At 64.3% G+C, this 17,730-nt stretch carries 13 protein-coding genes; 9 read left to right on the forward strand and 4 right to left on the reverse strand.

Features of this window, described 5'->3' with window-relative positions; all coding sequences use genetic code 11:
• Positions 1-35: 35 nt before the first annotated feature.
• The 3 genes from glgP to glgB are packed head-to-tail and all read right to left on the reverse strand — an operon-like array spanning position 36 to position 6,323.
• Positions 36-2,624, reverse strand: coding sequence for an alpha-glucan family phosphorylase (gene glgP / locus IPF49_04720; protein ID MBK6286943.1), 2,589 nt, complete (start codon positions 2,622-2,624; stop codon positions 36-38).
• Positions 2,625-2,650: 26 nt separating this feature from the next.
• Positions 2,651-4,114, reverse strand: coding sequence for a glycogen synthase GlgA (gene glgA, locus IPF49_04725; protein ID MBK6286944.1), 1,464 nt, complete (start codon positions 4,112-4,114; stop codon positions 2,651-2,653).
• Positions 4,115-4,127: 13 nt separating this feature from the next.
• A complete protein-coding gene (gene glgB, locus IPF49_04730; GenBank protein ID MBK6286945.1) occupies positions 4,128-6,323 on the reverse strand; it encodes a 1,4-alpha-glucan branching protein GlgB in 2,196 nt (731 codons plus the stop codon).
• A 93-nt stretch (positions 6,324-6,416) separates the two neighbouring features.
• Between glgB and glgC the strand changes: the two genes are divergently transcribed.
• From glgC to gap, 7 genes are all read left to right on the forward strand, one after another.
• A complete protein-coding gene (gene glgC / locus IPF49_04735; GenBank protein ID MBK6286946.1) occupies positions 6,417-7,685 on the forward strand; it encodes a glucose-1-phosphate adenylyltransferase in 1,269 nt (422 codons plus the stop codon).
• Positions 7,678-9,399 carry a glycoside hydrolase gene (locus IPF49_04740; GenBank protein MBK6286947.1) on the forward strand — a complete coding sequence of 574 codons (1,722 nt, stop codon included), beginning with the start codon at positions 7,678-7,680 and terminating at the stop codon, positions 9,397-9,399. The genes glgC and IPF49_04740 overlap by 8 nt, the downstream gene beginning before the upstream one ends.
• The gene (malQ, locus tag IPF49_04745) at positions 9,396-10,901 is read left to right on the forward strand and encodes a 4-alpha-glucanotransferase (GenBank protein MBK6286948.1); all 1,506 of its coding nucleotides are present in this window, start codon (positions 9,396-9,398) and stop codon (positions 10,899-10,901) included. The genes IPF49_04740 and malQ overlap by 4 nt, the downstream gene beginning before the upstream one ends.
• Before the next feature lie 120 nt (positions 10,902-11,021).
• The gene (locus tag IPF49_04750; GenBank protein MBK6286949.1) at positions 11,022-11,378 is read left to right on the forward strand and encodes a PilZ domain-containing protein; all 357 of its coding nucleotides are present in this window, start codon (positions 11,022-11,024) and stop codon (positions 11,376-11,378) included.
• 34 nt (positions 11,379-11,412) lie between these two features.
• A complete protein-coding gene (locus tag IPF49_04755; GenBank protein MBK6286950.1) occupies positions 11,413-11,928 on the forward strand; it encodes an Hsp20/alpha crystallin family protein in 516 nt (171 codons plus the stop codon).
• Between the two features lie 111 nt (positions 11,929-12,039).
• Positions 12,040-13,026 (forward strand): glyceraldehyde-3-phosphate dehydrogenase, encoded by a 987-nt coding sequence (locus IPF49_04760; protein MBK6286951.1) that lies wholly within the window; start codon positions 12,040-12,042, stop codon positions 13,024-13,026.
• The gene (gap, locus tag IPF49_04765) at positions 13,023-14,024 is read left to right on the forward strand and encodes a type I glyceraldehyde-3-phosphate dehydrogenase (GenBank protein ID MBK6286952.1); all 1,002 of its coding nucleotides are present in this window, start codon (positions 13,023-13,025) and stop codon (positions 14,022-14,024) included. Before IPF49_04760 ends, gap begins: the two co-directional genes overlap by 4 nt.
• A gap of 34 nt (positions 14,025-14,058) precedes the next feature.
• On the opposite strand, the gene IPF49_04770 is transcribed toward gap, so the two are convergent.
• Positions 14,059-15,057, reverse strand: a complete 999-nt coding sequence (locus IPF49_04770; GenBank protein ID MBK6286953.1) for an NAD(P)H-dependent glycerol-3-phosphate dehydrogenase — start codon at positions 15,055-15,057, stop codon at positions 14,059-14,061.
• 155 nt (positions 15,058-15,212) lie between these two features.
• Between IPF49_04770 and IPF49_04775 the strand changes: the two genes are divergently transcribed.
• Both IPF49_04775 and kdsA read left to right on the forward strand, forming a co-directional pair.
• Positions 15,213-16,853, forward strand: a complete 1,641-nt coding sequence (locus IPF49_04775; GenBank protein ID MBK6286954.1) for a CTP synthase — start codon at positions 15,213-15,215, stop codon at positions 16,851-16,853.
• Positions 16,780-17,700 carry a 3-deoxy-8-phosphooctulonate synthase gene (gene kdsA, locus IPF49_04780; GenBank protein MBK6286955.1) on the forward strand — a complete coding sequence of 307 codons (921 nt, stop codon included), beginning with the start codon at positions 16,780-16,782 and terminating at the stop codon, positions 17,698-17,700. The genes IPF49_04775 and kdsA overlap by 74 nt, the downstream gene beginning before the upstream one ends.
• Positions 17,701-17,730: the final 30 nt, after the last annotated feature.

Consider the following 17,730-nt stretch of genomic DNA (forward strand, 5'->3'; position numbering starts at 1 on the left):
CAAGACCGCTCAACGAGCCGGCGCGGCCGCAGCCGCTACAGCCAGATCATCAGGCCCAGTTCGAAGCGATGGCTGAGTAGTTCGTTGAACGGGTACAGCCGGATGCGCATTTCCTGCAGACCGGAATTGACCGGTTGCAGATCGGTGGCATAAATGTGCGCGCCATCGGCGGCTTCACGCGCCTCCAGCACCACGCGCTGCGCCTTGCCTTCGGCATTTTCGGGTGCGGGATCGATCAGGCATTCCACCACCACTTCGCTCGCCTGCAACCCGTTCAGACCGACACTCACGCGCAACGGCACCCGCTCGTCATGGCGTACGGCGCTCGGTGGCTCGCTGGCGAGCCGCACGCTCACTCCCGGCCACTGGGCGCGCACCCGCTGTTTCCAGCCGGCGAGTTCGCGTGCCGCGCGGCAGTTGTCGGCGAGCAGGCGTTTGTGTTGCTCGCGCGCCGGGCAATAGAGCCGCGTTACGTAGTCCATCACCATGCGCAGCGAATTGAAGCGCGGGATGATCGACTTCATCGAAGCCTTTGCCTTCGCGACCCAGCCGGCCGAGAAGCCGCGCCCGTCGCGAGCGAAGTACAACGGCAACACCTCGTGTTCCAGCAGGTCGAGCAGATCCTTGGCCTCGTCGCGGTTGCGCTGCTCGAGGTCGAGACGCGGGTCGCGCGGCACGATGCCCCAACCGTTCTCGCCGTTGAATCCCTCGCCCCACCAGCCATCGAGCACGCTGAGATTGAGGACGCCATTGATGGCCGCTTTCTGCCCCGAGGTGCCGCTTGCCTCGAGCGGGTACTCGGGCGTGTTCAGCCACAGATCGACGCCTGATACCAGGTGCCGCGCGAGACGGAAGTCATAGCCTTCGAGCAGGATGATGTGGCCCTGGAATTCGGGCTGCTGCGAGAACTCGTGGATCACCTTGATCAGGTGCTGACCGGGGGCGTCGCTCGGGTGCGCCTTGCCACCGAAAACGATCACCGTGGGCCGCGCGGGATCATTCAGTATGCGTGCCAGGCGTGCCGGATCGGAGAACAGCAGGGTCGCGCGCTTGTAGGTCGCGAAGCGGCGCGCGAAACCCATCACCAGGGTATCGCTGTCGGGGTTGCTGATGAAGCGCGTGATGCGCGCGATGGTCGATTCGCTCTCCCCGTTTCTGCGGCATTGCACCACTACGCGGCGATGCAGTTCCTCCAGCATCCATTCCTTGAGCTGCTTGCGTACGCTCCAGAACTGGTAGTCGGAAATTTCCTCGATGCGTTCCCAGTAATCGGGATTCAGCAGCTCGCCGTGCCACTCGTCGAAGCGCAGGTCGAACAGGTTGAACCATTCCCCGGACAGGAAGGTCGGGACGTGCACGCCGTTGGTGACGTAGGTGATCGGGTTTTCCTCGGGTGGAATCTGCGGCCAGATCGCGTGCTCCATCTCGGAGGCGATGCCGCCGTGGATGCGGCTCACGCCGTTGTGGAAGCGCGAGCCATGCAGCGCCAGCGTGGTCATGTTGAAGCTGCCGTTCGGTTCGGGCACGCTGCCGAGAGCCAGCAGATCGCGGATGCCGACGCCGAGACCGCTCGCGTAGTCGCGGAAATAGGTCTCGAACAGGCTGCTGTCGAAAATATCATGGCCGGCTGCCACCGGGGTGTGGGTCGTGAACACCGTGCCCGCGGCCACGATTTCCAGTGCCGTGGCCAGTTCGTGCCCCTGTTCGACATGCTCGCGGCAACGCTCGAGTACCATGAAGGCCGCGTGCCCCTCGTTGATATGCCATGCGGTCGGCTTGAGCCCCATGCGCCGCAGCGCGCGTACGCCGCCGATGCCGAGCACGATTTCCTGTTCGATGCGCGTTTCGCGTCCGCCGCCGTAGAGTTGCCGGGTGATGCTGCGGTCGGCGTCGCGGTTCTCGGGCAGATCGGTATCGAGCAGGTAGAGGCGGATATGGCCGATCTTGGCTTCCCAGACGTGCGCCGCGACCACCCGCCCCGGAAAATCGAGATCGATGCGCAACCGCTGCTCGCCTTCGAGCACCGGGCGTATCGGCAAGTCGCGAAAATCTGAAGGCACGATCTGCGAGACCTGGTTGCCGTGGCCGTCGATGGTCTGGGTGAAGTAGCCGTTGTGATACAGCAGGCCCACGGCGATGAACGGAATACCGAGGTCGCTGGCTGCCTTGCAGTGATCGCCGGCAAGGATGCCGAGGCCGCCGGAGTAGATCGGAAAGCTCTCGTGCAGGCCGAACTCGGCGCAGAAATAGGCGACGAGGTCATCCTGCGGGTCGAGGTAGGCGCGACATTCCGGGCGGATGCTGCGCTCGATATACGCGTCATAACTGCTGAGCACGCGCCGGTATTCCTCGACATAGGTACGGTCCTGTGCGGCGTCGTCGAGAATCGCCTGCGAGACGCGGCGCAGGAACACGTGCGGATTTGCCCCGCAGGCTGCCCACAGCGGACGATCGAGGCGCGCGAAGAGGGCGCGCACGCGCCGGTCCCAGCTGTATATCAGGTCATCGGCGAGTTCCTCCAGGCGCACCAGTGCGGCCGGTGTGCGCGGTTGTACCTCGAGACTGAAACGGCTGCCGGGCATGATCACGTTACTCTTCTGGAATTGTGCACAGTATACCCGCATGACGTGGCGGATCCGTCAGGGTCGGATCAGGCATCGGCTGCCATTTCCGCAATGATTTCCTGGTAGAGACTCTCGTAGGCGCGGGCGCTGTGGCGCCAGGAGAAATCGCGGTTCATCCCGGCAATCTGCAGTTGCTGCCAGGCGCGGGGGTCGGCGCGCAGCGTCAGCGCGCGGCGCGTGGCCGCGGTCAATGCCGTCGCGTCCTCGCCGGCCATCACGAAGCCCGTGGCGCTGCCGTCGGCCAGTGTCGCGGCGTTGGCATCGGTCACGGTGTCGGCAAGCCCGCCCACGGCACTCACCACCGGGATCGTGCCGTAGCGCATGCTGTACATCTGGTTCAGACCGCAGGGCTCGAATCGCGAGGGCATCAGGAAGATGTCCGCGGCCGCCTCGATACGGTGCGCCAGCGCCTCGTCATAGCCGATGCGCAACGCAACCTGGCCCGGATACCTGCCGGCCACCCGCTCCAGTGCGGCCTGATACCGCGGCTCCCCGCTGCCGAGCAGAACGGCCTGTACCTGGTTCGACAGCAACTCCGGCAGGGCCTCGAGCAGCAGGTCGATGCCTTTTTGTTCGGCCAGCCGGCCGATGAATGCGAGCAGGGTCTGTTCCGGATCCGCATCCAGCCCGGTTTCGGCTTGCAGGGCGATCTTGTTGGCGCGTTTGCGCCCCAGGCTGGTGGCGCCGTAGTGCACCGCCAGCGCCGGATCGCTCATCGGGTTCCAGGCGAGGGTGTCGATGCCATTGAGAATACCGCTCAGCACCGCGCTGCGATGGCGCAGCAAGCCCTCCAGGCCGTGACCGAACCGGGTAGTCTGGATCTCGCGGGCGTAGCTCGGGCTCACCGTGGTGATGCGATCGGCAAGGATCAGGCCGGCCTTGATGAAACTCCATTGCCCATGAAATTCGAGGGCATCGGGGTGCCAGTACCTGCGCGGTATGCGCAGCGCATCGAACTTGTCCTCGCCGAACATCCCCTGGTAGGCCAGGTTGTGAATCGTGAACACCAGTGCCGGGCGCGGGCGGCGGCTCTGCAGCAGCAGCGGCACCAGCGCGCTCTGCCAGTCGTTGCAATGCACCACGTCGGGTTGCCAGTCGATGCCGAAGTCGCCGCTGGCGAGCCCCGCCGCGGCGCGGCACAGCAGCATGAAACGCTCGGCATTGTCGGGATAGGGATGGCCGGCGCCGTCATGGTAGGGATTGCCCGGACGGTCATACAGCGGCGGGCAGTCGAGCAGCCAGGCCTTGTTGCGGCTGTTCGGCAGATGGGTCTCGAGCAGGCGAACGGCGTGTCCGTCGATCTCGCCGCCGGCGACCGGCTTCAGGCCCAGCGCCGCGGCGGCCGCAAGCGCATCGCGATAGCCGGGCAGCAATACGTGGGCCTGGTGGCCGAGTGACTGCAGCGCCCGCGGCAGGCTCGCCGAAACATCGGCGAGACCGCCGGTCTTGATCAGTGGATACACCTCGGAACTGACAAACAGTATGCGCATGCGCGGATTGCCTTCAGGCCGGTTTCAGCACGATCGCGGCCAATGGCGGCAGCGTCAGGGTCAGCGAGAACGGGCGGCCCATATGAGAGCGCGGCTCGCTGTGCAGCTGCTCGGCGTTGCCGCTGTCGGAGCCGCCATAATAGCGCGAGTCGCTGTTCAGAAGCTCGCGCCAGGCACCACCCTGCGGCACGCCGATGCGATAGCCGTGGCGTGGTACCGGCGTGAAGTTGAGCAGCACCACGCAGACCTCGCCAGCCGCCCGGCGCAGGTAGGCGAGCACCGACTGCGTGGCATCGTGGCAGTCGATCCATTCGAAACCGTCCTGCTCGAAGCAGCGTGCGTGCAACGCCGGCTGCTCGCGATAGAGGCGGTTGAGATCGCGCACCAGGGTGTGGACGCCGCGGCCGCGCGGATCGTCGAGTGCCTGCCAGTCGAGGGCGCGGGCATGGGACCACTCGCGTTGCTGGGCGAATTCGCAGCCCATGAACATCAGCTTGGCACCCGGGTAGGTGTACTGGTAGGCGTAGAGCAGGCGCAGGTTCGCGAAGCGCTGCCAGGTGTCGCCGGGCATCTTGCCGATCATCGAGCCCTTGCCGTGCACCACTTCGTCATGCGAGAACGGCAGCAGGAAATTTTCGCTGAAGGCGTACAACAGCCCGAAACTCAGCGCGGAGTGGTGATAGTGGCGGTGTACGGGGTCGTGCGCCATGTATCCGAGGGTGTCGTGCATCCAGCCCATGTTCCATTTCATCGAGAAACCGAGTCCGCCGAGCCATACCGGCCGCGTTACCTGGGGCCAGGCGGTGCTTTCCTCGGCGATCGTGAGCGTACCCGGGTGCGTGCCGTGAGTCAGTTCGTTCAACTCGCGCAGAAACTGCATCGCTTCGAGGTTTTCACGCCCGCCGTGCACGTTGGGGCTCCAGTCATCGGCCTCGCGCGAGTAATCGAGGTACAGCATCGAGGCGACCGCATCGACCCGCAGGCCGTCGATGTGGTATTCCTCGAGCCAGAAATTGGCGCTCGCGAGCAGGAAGTTGCGCACCTCGTTGCGGCCATAGTCGTAGATCAGCGTCCCCCAGTCGCGATGTTCGCCGCGCCGCGGATCGGCATGTTCGTAGAGTGCCGTGCCGTCATAGCGCGCAATACCGTGGTCATCGCGCGGGAAATGCGCGGGTACCCAGTCGAGCAGCACGCCAAGGCCGCGCTGGTGACAATGGTCGACGAAGAAGCGGAAATCCTCGGGGCTGCCGAAGCGGCTGGTCGGGGCAAAATACCCGGTGGCCTGGTAACCCCAGGAATCGTCCAGCGGATGCTCGGTCACCGGCATCAGCTCGATGTGGCTGAAGCCGAGGTCGAGCACGTAATCGGCAATCCGCGGCGCCAGTTCGCGATAATTGAGGAATCCGCCGTCCGCGGCACGGCGCCACGACCCGAGGTGCAGTTCGTAGATGCTGAGCGGGGCGTGCAGCCAGTTCCAGTTGCGCCGCGCGTCCATCCACTGTTGATCGCCCCACGCCGGCGTCCCGTTCGCGCGGATCACCGACGATGTCGCGGGACGGAACTCGCATTGCTGCGCGTAGGGATCGGCCTTGAGATGCACGCTGCCGTCGCGGCGCGCGCGGATTTCGAACTTGTAGAGCACGCCCGGCCCCAGCCCGGGGACGAACAACTCCCATACCCCGCTGGCGCCGCGTGCGCGCAACGGGTGGCAGCGGCCGTCCCAGCGGTTGAAATCGCCGACCACGCTGACCCGTTCGGCGTTGGGCGCCCAGGTGGCGAAGCGGGTGCCGCTGATGCCGTCGACCTCGCAGGGATGGGCTCCGAGCACGCGGTAGATATGCCAATGACGCCCCTCGCCGAACAGGTGCAGATCCAGATCGCCGATCTGGGGGGCAAACTCGTAGGGATCGATCTCGCGGTGTTCGCCGCCGGTTTCATCGCGCCAACTGACTTTGGGGTGCGCGGGGAGGGAGCGGGCGTCGGCCACGAAAAGAGCCGTGTCGCCGACACGGCGCGCCTCGATGCGTAGCGCACCGAGCCAGACGCGATCCGCGTGCGGGCGCCAGATACGCAGGCTGTTCCCGTGCCTGCCGAGTACCGTGAACGGGTCATGCAGCCGCGCCCCGAGCAGGCGGCGCAGCTCCTCGCTGGCGAGCAATCTGGCGGCTGTACGCTTGTGATCCACGTCAAGGCTTGATTGTATCGGCATAATGCAGGTGTATTGCCTGGCGCTGAGAGATGTCATGATTAAAAAGGATTATCGGCGGGCTTACAAATACCGCGTCAGCGTACGGAGTCTTTTATGATCAATGCGAAGGGCAGTGGGCGCTTCGTCAGCCGCCTGACCCGCGACACGCTGGCGCTGATACTGGCCGGTGGGCGCGGGTCGCGACTGAAGCAGCTGACGGACTGGCGCGCCAAGCCCGCCGTTCCCTTCGGCGGCAAGTTCCGCATCATCGATTTTCCGTTGTCGAACTGCATCAACTCGGGAATCCGCCGCGTGGCGGTGCTCACGCAGTACAAATCGCATTCACTGCTGCGCCACATCCAGCACGGCTGGGGGTTCCTGCGCGCCGAGCTGGGTGAATTCGTGGAATTGCTGCCGGCCCAGCAGCGCATCGAGACCTCGTGGTACGAGGGCACCGCCAACGCGGTGCTGCAGAATCTCGACACCATCCGTCAGCACGATCCCGCGTTCGTGCTGATCCTCGCCGGCGATCATGTCTACAAGATGGATTACGGCAGCATGCTGGCCGCGCACGCCGAGAGCGAGGCGGATGTCACGGTGGGTTGCATCGAGGTGCCGCTCGAGCAGGCCGGTGCCTTTGGGGTGATGGCGGTCGACGAGCAGTACCGCATCACCGAGTTCGTCGAAAAGCCCGATCATCCCCAATCGCTGCCGGGGAACCCCGGACGCGCGCTGGCATCGATGGGTATCTACGTGTTCAGCACCGGCTTTCTCTACGAGGAACTTCTGCGCGATTGTGTCGCAGCCGATTCCTCGCACGATTTCGGACGCGATATCATTCCGTCCATCATTCACCGCAGCAGGGTGATGGCCTACCCGTTTCGCGACCCGCTCACCGGCATGCAGGCCTATTGGCGCGATGTGGGCACCATCGATTCATTCTGGGAGGCGAACATGGAACTGATCGGCGTTACGCCGGAACTCAATCTCTACGACGCCAAGTGGCCGATCTGGACGTACCAGGAACAGACACCACCCGCGAAATTCGTGTTCGACGACGAAGGCCGGCGCGGCATGGCTGTGGATTCGATGGTGGCCGGTGGTTGTATCGTGTCGGGCTCGCGGGTGCGCCGCTCGCTGCTGTTTACCGACGTGCACGTGCACTCATACTGCAGGATCGACGACTCGGTGGTGTTTCCGCAGGTCGATATCGGGCGCCATTGCCGGATCCGCCGCGCGGTGATCGACCGGCGCTGCATGGTTCCGCCTGGCACCGTAATAGGCTACGACCATGCCGAGGATGTGCGTCGTTTCAACGTCTCCTCCAAGGGGGTGGTGCTGGTGACCCCGGAAATGCTGGGCCAGAAGGTGCACCATGCCTGAGAACGCGCACATGCAGGTGATCCTTTGCTGGCATATGCACCAGCCCGAATATCGCGATCTGCGCAATGGCAGCTACCAGTTCCCTTGGACTTATCTGCATGCGCTGAAAGACTATGTTGACATGGCGGCGCACCTCGAAGCCGAGCCCGCGGCGCGCGCGGTGGTGAATTTCGCACCGGTGCTGCTCGATCAGATCGCCGATTACGCGAGCCAGCTCGAGGCGTGGATGCACCGCGGAGCGGCGCTCGGCGATCCCCTGCTCGCGGCCCTTGCCGAGCCGCCGGTCCCCGCCAATCCGGATCTGCGTCATGCGCTGATGAAGCAGTGCCTGCGCGCCAACGAGAAGCGCATCATCCAGCGCTTCCCGGCCTACCAAAAGCTCGCTGAAATGGCCGCCTGGATCGACAGCAACCCCGGCAGCCAGCTCTACGTCTCCGATCAGTACCTGATCGATCTGGTGGTGTGGTATCACCTCGGCTGGATGGCGGAGACCGTGCGCCGCGGTGACCAGCGGGTGCGCGCACTGCAGGACAAGGCGCAGGGTTTCACGGTGCACGAACGACGCGAATTGCTGCAGGTGATTCTCGAGCAGCTGCAGTCGGTCATACCGCGTTTCAGCCGTCTCGCCAAGCAGGGGCGGGTGGAACTGGCGATGAGCCCCTACGCGCATCCGATACTGCCGCTGCTGCTCGATATATCGGCCGGCCAGCAGGCGCAGCCCGATGCGCTGCGGCCCGCGGTCGATGCCTACCCGGGTGGCCGGGAAAGCGCGCGCTGGCACCTGCGCCATGGCCGCGAGGTGTTCGAGCGTCATTTCGGCATGCGCGCGGGCGGTTGCTGGCCGTCCGAGGGTGCGCTCAGTACCGAGACGCTCTGCCTGCTGGCGGAAGAGGGCTTTGCGTGGACCGCGAGCGGCGAGAGCGTGCTGCGCAACAGCATCGGCGCCGGCAGCGAGCTGCAGCGCCACGGTGCGGATGCCAGCTGCAGGCACCGTGTCTATCGCGTGGCGGGGCAGCCGATCGACTGCTTTTTCCGCGATGACGGGCTGTCGGACCTGATCGGTTTCGAGTATTCCGGCTGGCACGCCGAGGATGCGGTCGCGAACCTGGTTCACCATATGGAAAATATCGCCGGCTCCTGCCCGGATTGTCGCAACTGCGCGATCGTGGTGATACTGGATGGCGAGAACGCGTGGGAATACTACCCCGAGAATGCCTATCATTTTCTGAGTGCGCTGTACCGCGAGCTGGCCGCGCATGCCACGCTGGAACTCGGCACCTTCAGTGAATTTCTCGAGCGCAACAGGCCGCAGCCGGTGCAACTGCCGAGGCTGGTTGCGGGAAGCTGGGTCCATGGCACGCTGTCAACCTGGATCGGCAGTGCCGAAAAGAACCGCGGCTGGGAGATGCTGGTCGATGTCAAGCGCTGTTATGACAGCGTGCTTGCGGCCGGAGCGCTCGATCCGGAGCAGCTGGAACGGGCACGGATGCAGCTTGCCGTCTGCGAGGGCTCGGACTGGTTCTGGTGGTTTGGTGATTACAATCCGGCGCAATCGGTCAGCGATTTCGAGCGGCTCTATCGCCAGCATCTCGCCAATCTGTACCATTTGCTGGGCGTCGAACCGCCCGCCTATCTGTCCGAGTCGTTTACCCATGGCAATGGCGCACCGCAGCGCGGTGGCGTCATGCGCATTGCCAGCGACAAGCCTGCGTGAGCGCTGCCGGCGGTCTTCTGGCCGTACGGCGGGCAGGCGTGCTGCTGCATCCGAGTTCATTGCCGTCGCCCTACGGTGACGGCGATCTTGGCCATGCGGCCTATCGTTTCGTCGAATTTCTGCAGGCCGCGGGTTTCAGCGTGTGGCAGACCCTGCCGCTTGGCCCCACCCACGAGGATCGATCGCCGTACAACGCGCTGTCGGTGCATGCCGGGAATCCACGCCTGATCAGCGTCGACTGGCTGTACGATCGCGGGTTGCTGGATCGCGCACATCTCGATTCCCTGGTGCGCGAGCCGGGCGACCGCGATGCGGTACTGGCATCGGCGGCCGCGCGTTTTGCCACGCGTACCGCGACCGATCCCGTGCTCGCCGGACGCTATCATGAGTACTGTGCGGCGCATGCGCATTGGCTGGAACCGTATGCGCGGTTCGTGGCGCTGCGCGAGGCCCACGGCGGGCACCCGTGGCATCAGTGGCCCCGCGCGCTGCGCGATCGCTCGCCGGACGCCCTGCGCGGCGCCAGCGCCGCGATGCAGACGCGGCTCGCGGCACTGCGTTTCGAGCAATTCGTATTCGCCGAGCAATGGCAGGCATTGCGTGAATACGCCCGCGCCCGCGGCGTTTACCTATTCGGTGATGTGCCGATCTTCGTTGCCCATGACAGCGCCGATGTCTGGGGCTCGCGCAATCTTTTCCGGCTCGACGCCGATGGCATGCCGACGGTGGTGACCGGTGTGCCGCCTGATTATTTCAGCGCGCAGGGCCAGCGCTGGGGCAATCCGCACTACGACTGGGCGGCGATGGCAGGCGATGGATTCGACTGGTGGCGCCGGCGCATCGCCAGTGCGCGTGAACGCTTCGACCTGGTGCGCATCGATCATTTCCGGGGGTTCGAGGCATGCTGGGAAGTCCCGCGCGATGCGCCTGATGCGGTAACCGGGGCATGGGCCAGGGCACCGGGCGAGGCTGTGCTTGGCGCCCTGGTCGAACACAGCGGTGCGGGTACCCTGGTTGCGGAGAATCTCGGCATCATCACGCCCGAGGTGGAAAAATTGCGCCACGCGTACGGCTTGCCGGGGATGCTGATCCTGCAGTTTGCCTTCGATGGCGACTGCGCCAATCCCTACCTGCCGCACAACCACGAAGCGTTCAACGTGGTCTATACCGGCACCCACGATAACGACACCACGCGCGGCTGGTTCAAATCGCTGGATGCGGACACCCGTGACAGGGTGCTCGACTACCTCGGCTTGCCGGGCGAGCGAATGCCCTGGCCGCTGATTCGCAGCGCGCTGTGCTCAGTCGCCTGTCTCGCGATCCTGCCGTTGCAGGATCTGCTGGAACTCGACTCCAGCCACCGCATGAACCGGCCCGGGATCGCGGATGGAAACTGGCGCTGGCAATTCCGGGATGGGCACCTGGATGCGGCGCTCGCGGTGCGGGTGCGTGCGCTGCTGGACCGCTACGGACGGCTTGCCGTGGTGCCGGTGCCTGGCTGAGACGGTGCGCGAGGGGATTTCTGAAGAACCTTGCCGGCAGCCGCTTATCATTGACGTGCGTCATGGCAGTATCATGTGCGAGCGACGATACTTTTTCGCCTTGCTGAGAGAGGTGAGAGCGTGGAACGCCGCCATCATTTGCGTGTGCCGATCGATATCGAGACACTGATCTACTGTAGTGGTTTGCCTGTTGCCACCGGTCTGATCCGTAATGCCTCCCGTTTTGGCGTGTTGCTCGAGACCGAATGCCAGGAACTCCATCGTCACCAGCCTGTGCAGCTCGAGTTTCGGCGCAGTGGCGAGAGCACCGATATACGGCACCGGGTTACGGCGCATGTGTTGAGGCGCACGATTGTAGGTGTGGGGCTGGAAATCGATGATGCGGATAGTGTATCGACGCTTGTGATGGCTTCGCTGGTCGATGCGCATACGGTCACCGCGCTGGAGCAGGCGACCGACGACGAGCCGGGCGCCTGAATTTTTCAACCACTGTTCCCTGGAGGGATTTGTCATGGCACTCAAGGCAAAAAAGAAAGCGGGCACACGCGGCAAGACGCCTGCACCAGCGGGAAAGAAGTCGACATCGGTGTCGCGGGCACTGACGCCGTTCGAGGAAATGGACGTGTTGTTCGATCGCCTGTCGCGCGGATTGATGTCGCGCATGGGTTTCCCGGCGCTCGGCGAGGCCGGCTGGCCGTTCCAGGCGCACGCGCCCAAGGTCGATGTAATCGACCGTGGCAAGGATCTGCTGGTGCGGGCGGAGATTCCCGGTATCAGCAAGGAAGATCTCAGCATCTCGCTCGGTGACCAGACGGTTACCATTCGTGGCGAGACCCGCAAGGAGACGAAGGAAGAGAAGGGCGATTATTTCCGCCGCGAGATTTCCAGCGGCAGTTTCCAGCGTACCCTGGCGCTGCCCTCGGCGGTTGCGGGCGATCAGGCCAAGGCCAGCTTCAACAACGGGGTGCTCGAGCTGGTATTACCGAAAATCGAGAATGCCGGCGCACGCAAGCTGAATATCGACTGATCCATCGCGCCGCTCGGCGCAGGCGCAAGGACGCCCCGGGAGCGGTGCTTCATTTACCAGCGGAGTGCTCGGGATATGGCTGAGACAAATCGTGGCTTGCGTATCGGGCTGATGGGACTCGGCCAGATTGGCCGCCAGATCTACCGGCAAGCGGCTGCCAGCGAGGACATCGAGATCGTCGCGGTCGCCGATATCGGCAGGCCGGAAGTTCTGCAATACCTGCTCGAAACGGGTGGCGACAAGACGTTTCGCTGCCGGATCGAGGGTAATTTCCTGCGCGGCGAGGGCTCCTGTTCGCGGATGCTGCAACTGGTAGCGCCAGGAGACGTGCCGTGGGATGCCTTCGGGGTCGATTGCGTGATCGATGCCACCGGTCGTTATCGCCGTCGCGAACATGCCGAGCGTCAGCTCGCTGCGGGCGCTGGACGCCTGATCATGGCGACGCTGCCCGTGGATGCGCCCGATCGCCTGCTGGTACCGGGAATCAATGAGGCCGCAGCCAGTGCCGATGACCGCATGATCTCGGCGGGTTCGCCGACCACCAATGCGCTGGCGCTGCTGCTCGATGCGCTCGATGCGGCAGTGGGCGTGGAATACGCCACGATGACCACCATCCACGCTTATACCAGCGACCAGTCGCTGCAGGATTATGCCCAGGACGATCAGCGGCGCAGCCGCTCGGCCGCTCAGAACATCATTCCCAATGCCAACGAATCGGCTGCATGGGTCGAGCATCTGCTGCCGCGTTTTGCGGGGCGGCTGTCCGGATATGCACTGAATGTGCCGGTACAGCGCGGTTCGCTGCTCGACCTGAACTGCGTGCTGCGCAAGGGAGGTGTGGAAGTCGCTGCGATCAACGATGCCATGCGTGCCGCGGCTGCAGCGCGACCCGAACTGATCGCCGTGGCCGAGGATCCGATCGTGTCCTCCGACGTGATCGGTTGCCGCCATTCGCTGCTCTTCGATCTGATAGCCACCCAGCGGGCGGGCGCCCGCATGGCGAAAACGCTTGGCTGGTATGAAACTCTCGGGCATGCCTGGCGCGTGCTCGACGTGGCGCGCCTGTACGGGGCACTGTCTTCGGGAGACCCGCAATGAAAGTCGCGATCAATGGTTTCGGCCGTATCGGCCGTTCGGTTTTCCGCATTCTGGATCAGCGCGCCGATATCGACGTCGTCGCGATCAACGACCTGTTCGATGATGACGGCTTGTTGTACCTGTTGCGCTACGACACGGTGATGGGTCCGTTTCCCGGGCCGCTGGCGCTGGAAGACGGCTGTCTCGTGACTGCCAACGGCCGCACCCGGATGCTGTGCGAGAAGGACCCGACCGCGCTGCCGTGGAAGGCGCTCGGTGTGGAGGTGGTGATCGAGGCGACTGGCAAGTTCAGGCGTCGTGAACAGATTGCTCAGCACATCGTGGCGGGCGCCACGCGGGTCGTGCTCACGGTGCCGGCCAAGGATGAGATCGATTACACCGTGGTACCCGGCGTGAACGACGCCGGTCTCGATCCCGGGCACCGCATCATTTCCGCAGCCAGCTGCACCACCAACTGCCTGGCACCGGTGGCCAAGGTGCTGAGCGATCATTTCGGTATCGTCGAGGGCGTGATCAACACCGTGCATGCCTACACCAATGACCAGCGGCTGGCAGATGTGCCACACAGCGATTTGCGGCGCAGCCGCGCCGCGGCCGAGAACATCATTCCCACCTCGACCGGCGCGGCCAAGGCAGTAGGCCAGGTGCTGCCGGCACTGAAGGGCAAGCTCGATGGTATTGCCTCGCGGGTGCCGGTTCCCAATGGCTCGGTGGTCGATCTGTTTGTCGAACTCGCGCGGACAGTGACGCGTGCCGAGGTTCACGCCGCGATCGCGGCAGCCGCCGAAACACCCGCACTGAAGGGGATCCTGCAATACACGGAGCAGCCGGTGGTTTCTTCGGACATCATCGGTAACCCGCACTCGTCGATATTCGATGCCGGCTTCACCCAGGTGCAGGGCGGTCGCTTCCTGAAGTGCCTGAGCTGGTACGACAACGAGTGGGGCTATTCGAACCGCGTCTGCGATCTGCTGCGCATCATGGGGCAGTGGGGTTGAGGGAAGCGCGCCAACCTTGTGTGTTCGCCCGCGGCTAGCCCGGGTCGGCTTCCGCTCCGGCGCTGATTTTCAGCAGCGCGCGGAACGCCTGGCGCGCGCTGCCACCGGCAAGTACGCGGTCCACCTCCCGGATCATCGGTACCGCGACGCCATGCGCCTCGGCGAGTGCGAGTGCCACCGGCGTGCTGCGTACGCCCTCGGCCACCATCGACATTTCGTCGAGGATCTCCCCGATGCTGCGCCCGCGTCCGAGTTGCTCTCCCACATGCCGGTTGCGGCTGAGCGGACTGGTGCAGGTGGCGACCAGATCGCCGAGACCGGCAAGCCCCGCAAAGGTCTCCGCGGAGCCGCCAAGTGCTACCCCGAGGCGGGTAATCTCGGCCAGGCCGCGGGTGATCATCGCCGCGCGCGTGTTGTCACCGGCACCCATCCCGTCGCCCATGCCGCAGGCAATCGCGATCACGTTCTTGAGTACTCCACCGAGTTCGCAGCCGACGATGTCGGTATTGGTATAGACCCGGAACAGCCCGGAACTGAACAGCGGCTGGAGCTGACGCACGATCGCCGGGTCGTTCATCGCGAGCACGCTCGCTGCGGCACGTCCGGCCAGGATCTCGCCCGCGAGGTTGGGTCCGCTCAGCACACCCACCGGATGTCCCGGCAGAAGCTCCTGGACGAGCTGGCTCATGCGCAGGTGAGTCTGCTGCTCCAGGCCCTTGCTCAGGCTGATCACCGGTACCCATGGACGCAGGTGGTGATTCAGTTGTCCGAGAACCGTACGAAAGCCGTGGGAAGGCACTGCCATCACGATCACGTCGGCCTGCGCGACCACCGTTTCGAGGGAGGCGTCCGCGCGCAGTCGTGGCGGGAGCTTTATGCCCGGCAGATAGCGCTCGTTGGCCCGCCCGGAATTGATCTGCGCGGCGATCCGCGGATCGCGCGACCACAGCGATACCCGGGCATTGCGGCTCGCCAGTACCGCGAAGGTCGTGCCCCAGGAGCCGGCACCGAGAATGGCAACCGAAAGTTTCATGGCGTCGAGAATAGCATGGCGGCTGTTGCGGGCCGGCGAATGCGCCGCTTGCGATTGAGCTGCGGATGGGTTTCTGATAAGGTCGCCTCCCATCCTCGTGGAGCGTCGCTCTGCGTTTTTAGCCCCGGCTTATACCGATATTTGCAAGGCTTCGCATGACGCGCTTGATCTTCGTCACGGGTGGTGTGGTTTCCTCGTTGGGCAAGGGCCTTGCCTCGGCCTCGCTGGCGGCGATTCTCGAAGCGCGCGGTTTGCGCGTGACGCTGCTCAAGCTCGACCCCTACATCAATGTCGACCCCGGCACCATGAGCCCGTTCCAGCACGGGGAGGTGTTCGTGACCGAGGACGGCACCGAAACCGACCTCGATCTCGGGCATTACGAGCGTTTCGTGCGCACCCGCATGACGTGTCGCAACAACTTCACCACCGGCAAGGTCTACGAGGAGGTGCTGCGGCGCGAGCGTCGTGGCGATTATCTCGGTGGCACGGTACAGGTAATCCCGCACATCACCGACGAGATCAAGCGGCGTATCCTGGCCGGTGCCGAGGGTTTCGATATCGCGCTGGTCGAAATCGGGGGTACGGTGGGCGATATCGAATCGCAACCGTTCCTGGAGGCGAGCAGGCAGTTGCGCGGCGAGCTCGGTGCGGGCCACACCCTGTTCATCCATCTCACGCTGGTGCCCTATATCCGCTCCGCGGGTGAGACCAAGACCAAGCCGACCCAGCACTCGGTCAAGGAAATGCGCTCGATGGGCCTGCAGCCGGACATCCTGCTGTGCCGCTCGGAGGTGCATATCGACGTCTCCTCGCGGCGCAAGATCGCGCTGTTCACCGATGTGCAGGAGCGCGCGGTGATATCGGTGCCCGACGTCGACATGATCTACCGCCTGCCGTTGTTGCTGCACGAGGAACACCTGGACGATATCGTGGTCGAGAAATTCGGAATCGAGTGCCCGCGCGCCGATCTTTCCGAATGGCAGAGCGTGGTCGATCGCAAGCGCAATGCCACGCGCCGCGCCACGGTGGCGATGGTGGGCAAGTACATGGAGTTGCTCGATGCCTACAAGTCGCTGAACGAGGCGCTGCTGCACGCCGGCATCCATACCGGAACGAAGCTCGATATGCGTTATATCGATTCCGAGCAGATCTCGCGTGAAGGCACCGCGCTGCTCGAGGGCGTGGACGCGATCCTGGTGCCCGGCGGTTTTGGCGAGCGCGGCGTGGAAGGCAAGATTGCAACCGTTCGCTATGCCCGCGAGCAGCGTATTCCGTACCTCGGCATCTGCCTCGGGCTGCAGGTGGCGGTGATCGAATTCGCACGCAACATCGCCGGGCTCACCGCGGCCAACAGCACCGAGTTCAATCCCGCGACGCCGCATCCGGTGGTGGCGCTGATCACCGAATGGCAGAATGTGGATGGCAGCACCGAGCGGCGCAGCGAGAGTTCCGATCTCGGCGGGACCATGCGTCTCGGCGCGCAACTCTGCCATCTCGAGGAGGGCACCGCGACGCGTGCGATGTACGGCAAGGCGCAAATCATGGAGCGTCACCGGCATCGTTACGAGGTGAATGGCAATTACCTGGCGCGCCTGCAGGAGAAGGGCCTGCAGGTATCGGGCTGGTCCACCGACCGCTCGCTTGTCGAGGTGATCGAGCTGCCGGATCATCCGTGGTTCGTGGCCTGCCAGTTTCATCCCGAATTCACCTCCACGCCGCGAGATGGACATCCGCTGTTCAGCGGCTTTGTCGAGGCCGCTGCCCGCTGTGCAGAGGAGAACGGACGTGGCAGCTGAGCAATTGAACCGGGTCGTCAGGGTCGGAGCGATCGAGATCGCCAATGACCGGCCGTTCGTGTTGTTCGGCGGCATGAATGTGCTGGAGTCGCGCGATCTGGCGCTGCGGGTTGCGGAAAGTTATGTCGAGAACTGCGCGCGACTGGCCATTCCCTATGTGTTCAAGGCCTCGTTCGACAAGGCCAATCGCTCCTCGATTGCCTCGTTTCGCGGCCCGGGTCTCGAGGAAGGTCTGAAGATTTTCCAGGAAATCAAAAGCACTTTCGGCGTGCCGGTGATCACCGATGTGCACGAGGCGCACCAGGCAGCGCCGGTGGCGGAGGTGGCGGACGTGATCCAGTTGCCGGCATTCCTGTCGCGCCAGACCGACCTGGTGGTCGCGATGGCGAAAACCGGTGCGGCGATAAACATCAAGAAAGCGCAGTTCCTTGCGCCGCAGGAAATGGGCCACATACTCCGGAAATGCGAAGAAGCCGGCAATACCCGGCTGATGCTGTGCGAGCGTGGCAGTTCCTTCGGCTACAACAACCTCGTGGTCGACATGCTGGGTTTTGGCATAATGAAGCGCTTCGGCTATCCGGTGATGTTCGACGTCACCCATGCGCTGCAGATGCCGGGCGGGCGCGCGGACTCGGCCGGCGGGCGGCGCCAGCAGGTGGTGGAGCTCGGCAAGGCGGGTATGTCGCAGGGGCTGGCGGCACTGTTTCTCGAGGCGCATCCCGATCCCGACAATGCCCGCTGCGATGGCCCTTGCGCCCTGCCGCTCGATCGCCTCGGTGATTTCCTGGCCCAGATGAAGGCAATGGATGAACTGGTCAAGAGCCTGCCGCTGCTGGAGATTCGCTGAAGCGCCGAGCTTGCCCCGGAATTTCTGCAA

Source organism: Gammaproteobacteria bacterium (assembly GCA_016705365.1).
GTDB lineage: Bacteria > Pseudomonadota > Gammaproteobacteria > Pseudomonadales > UBA5518 > UBA5518.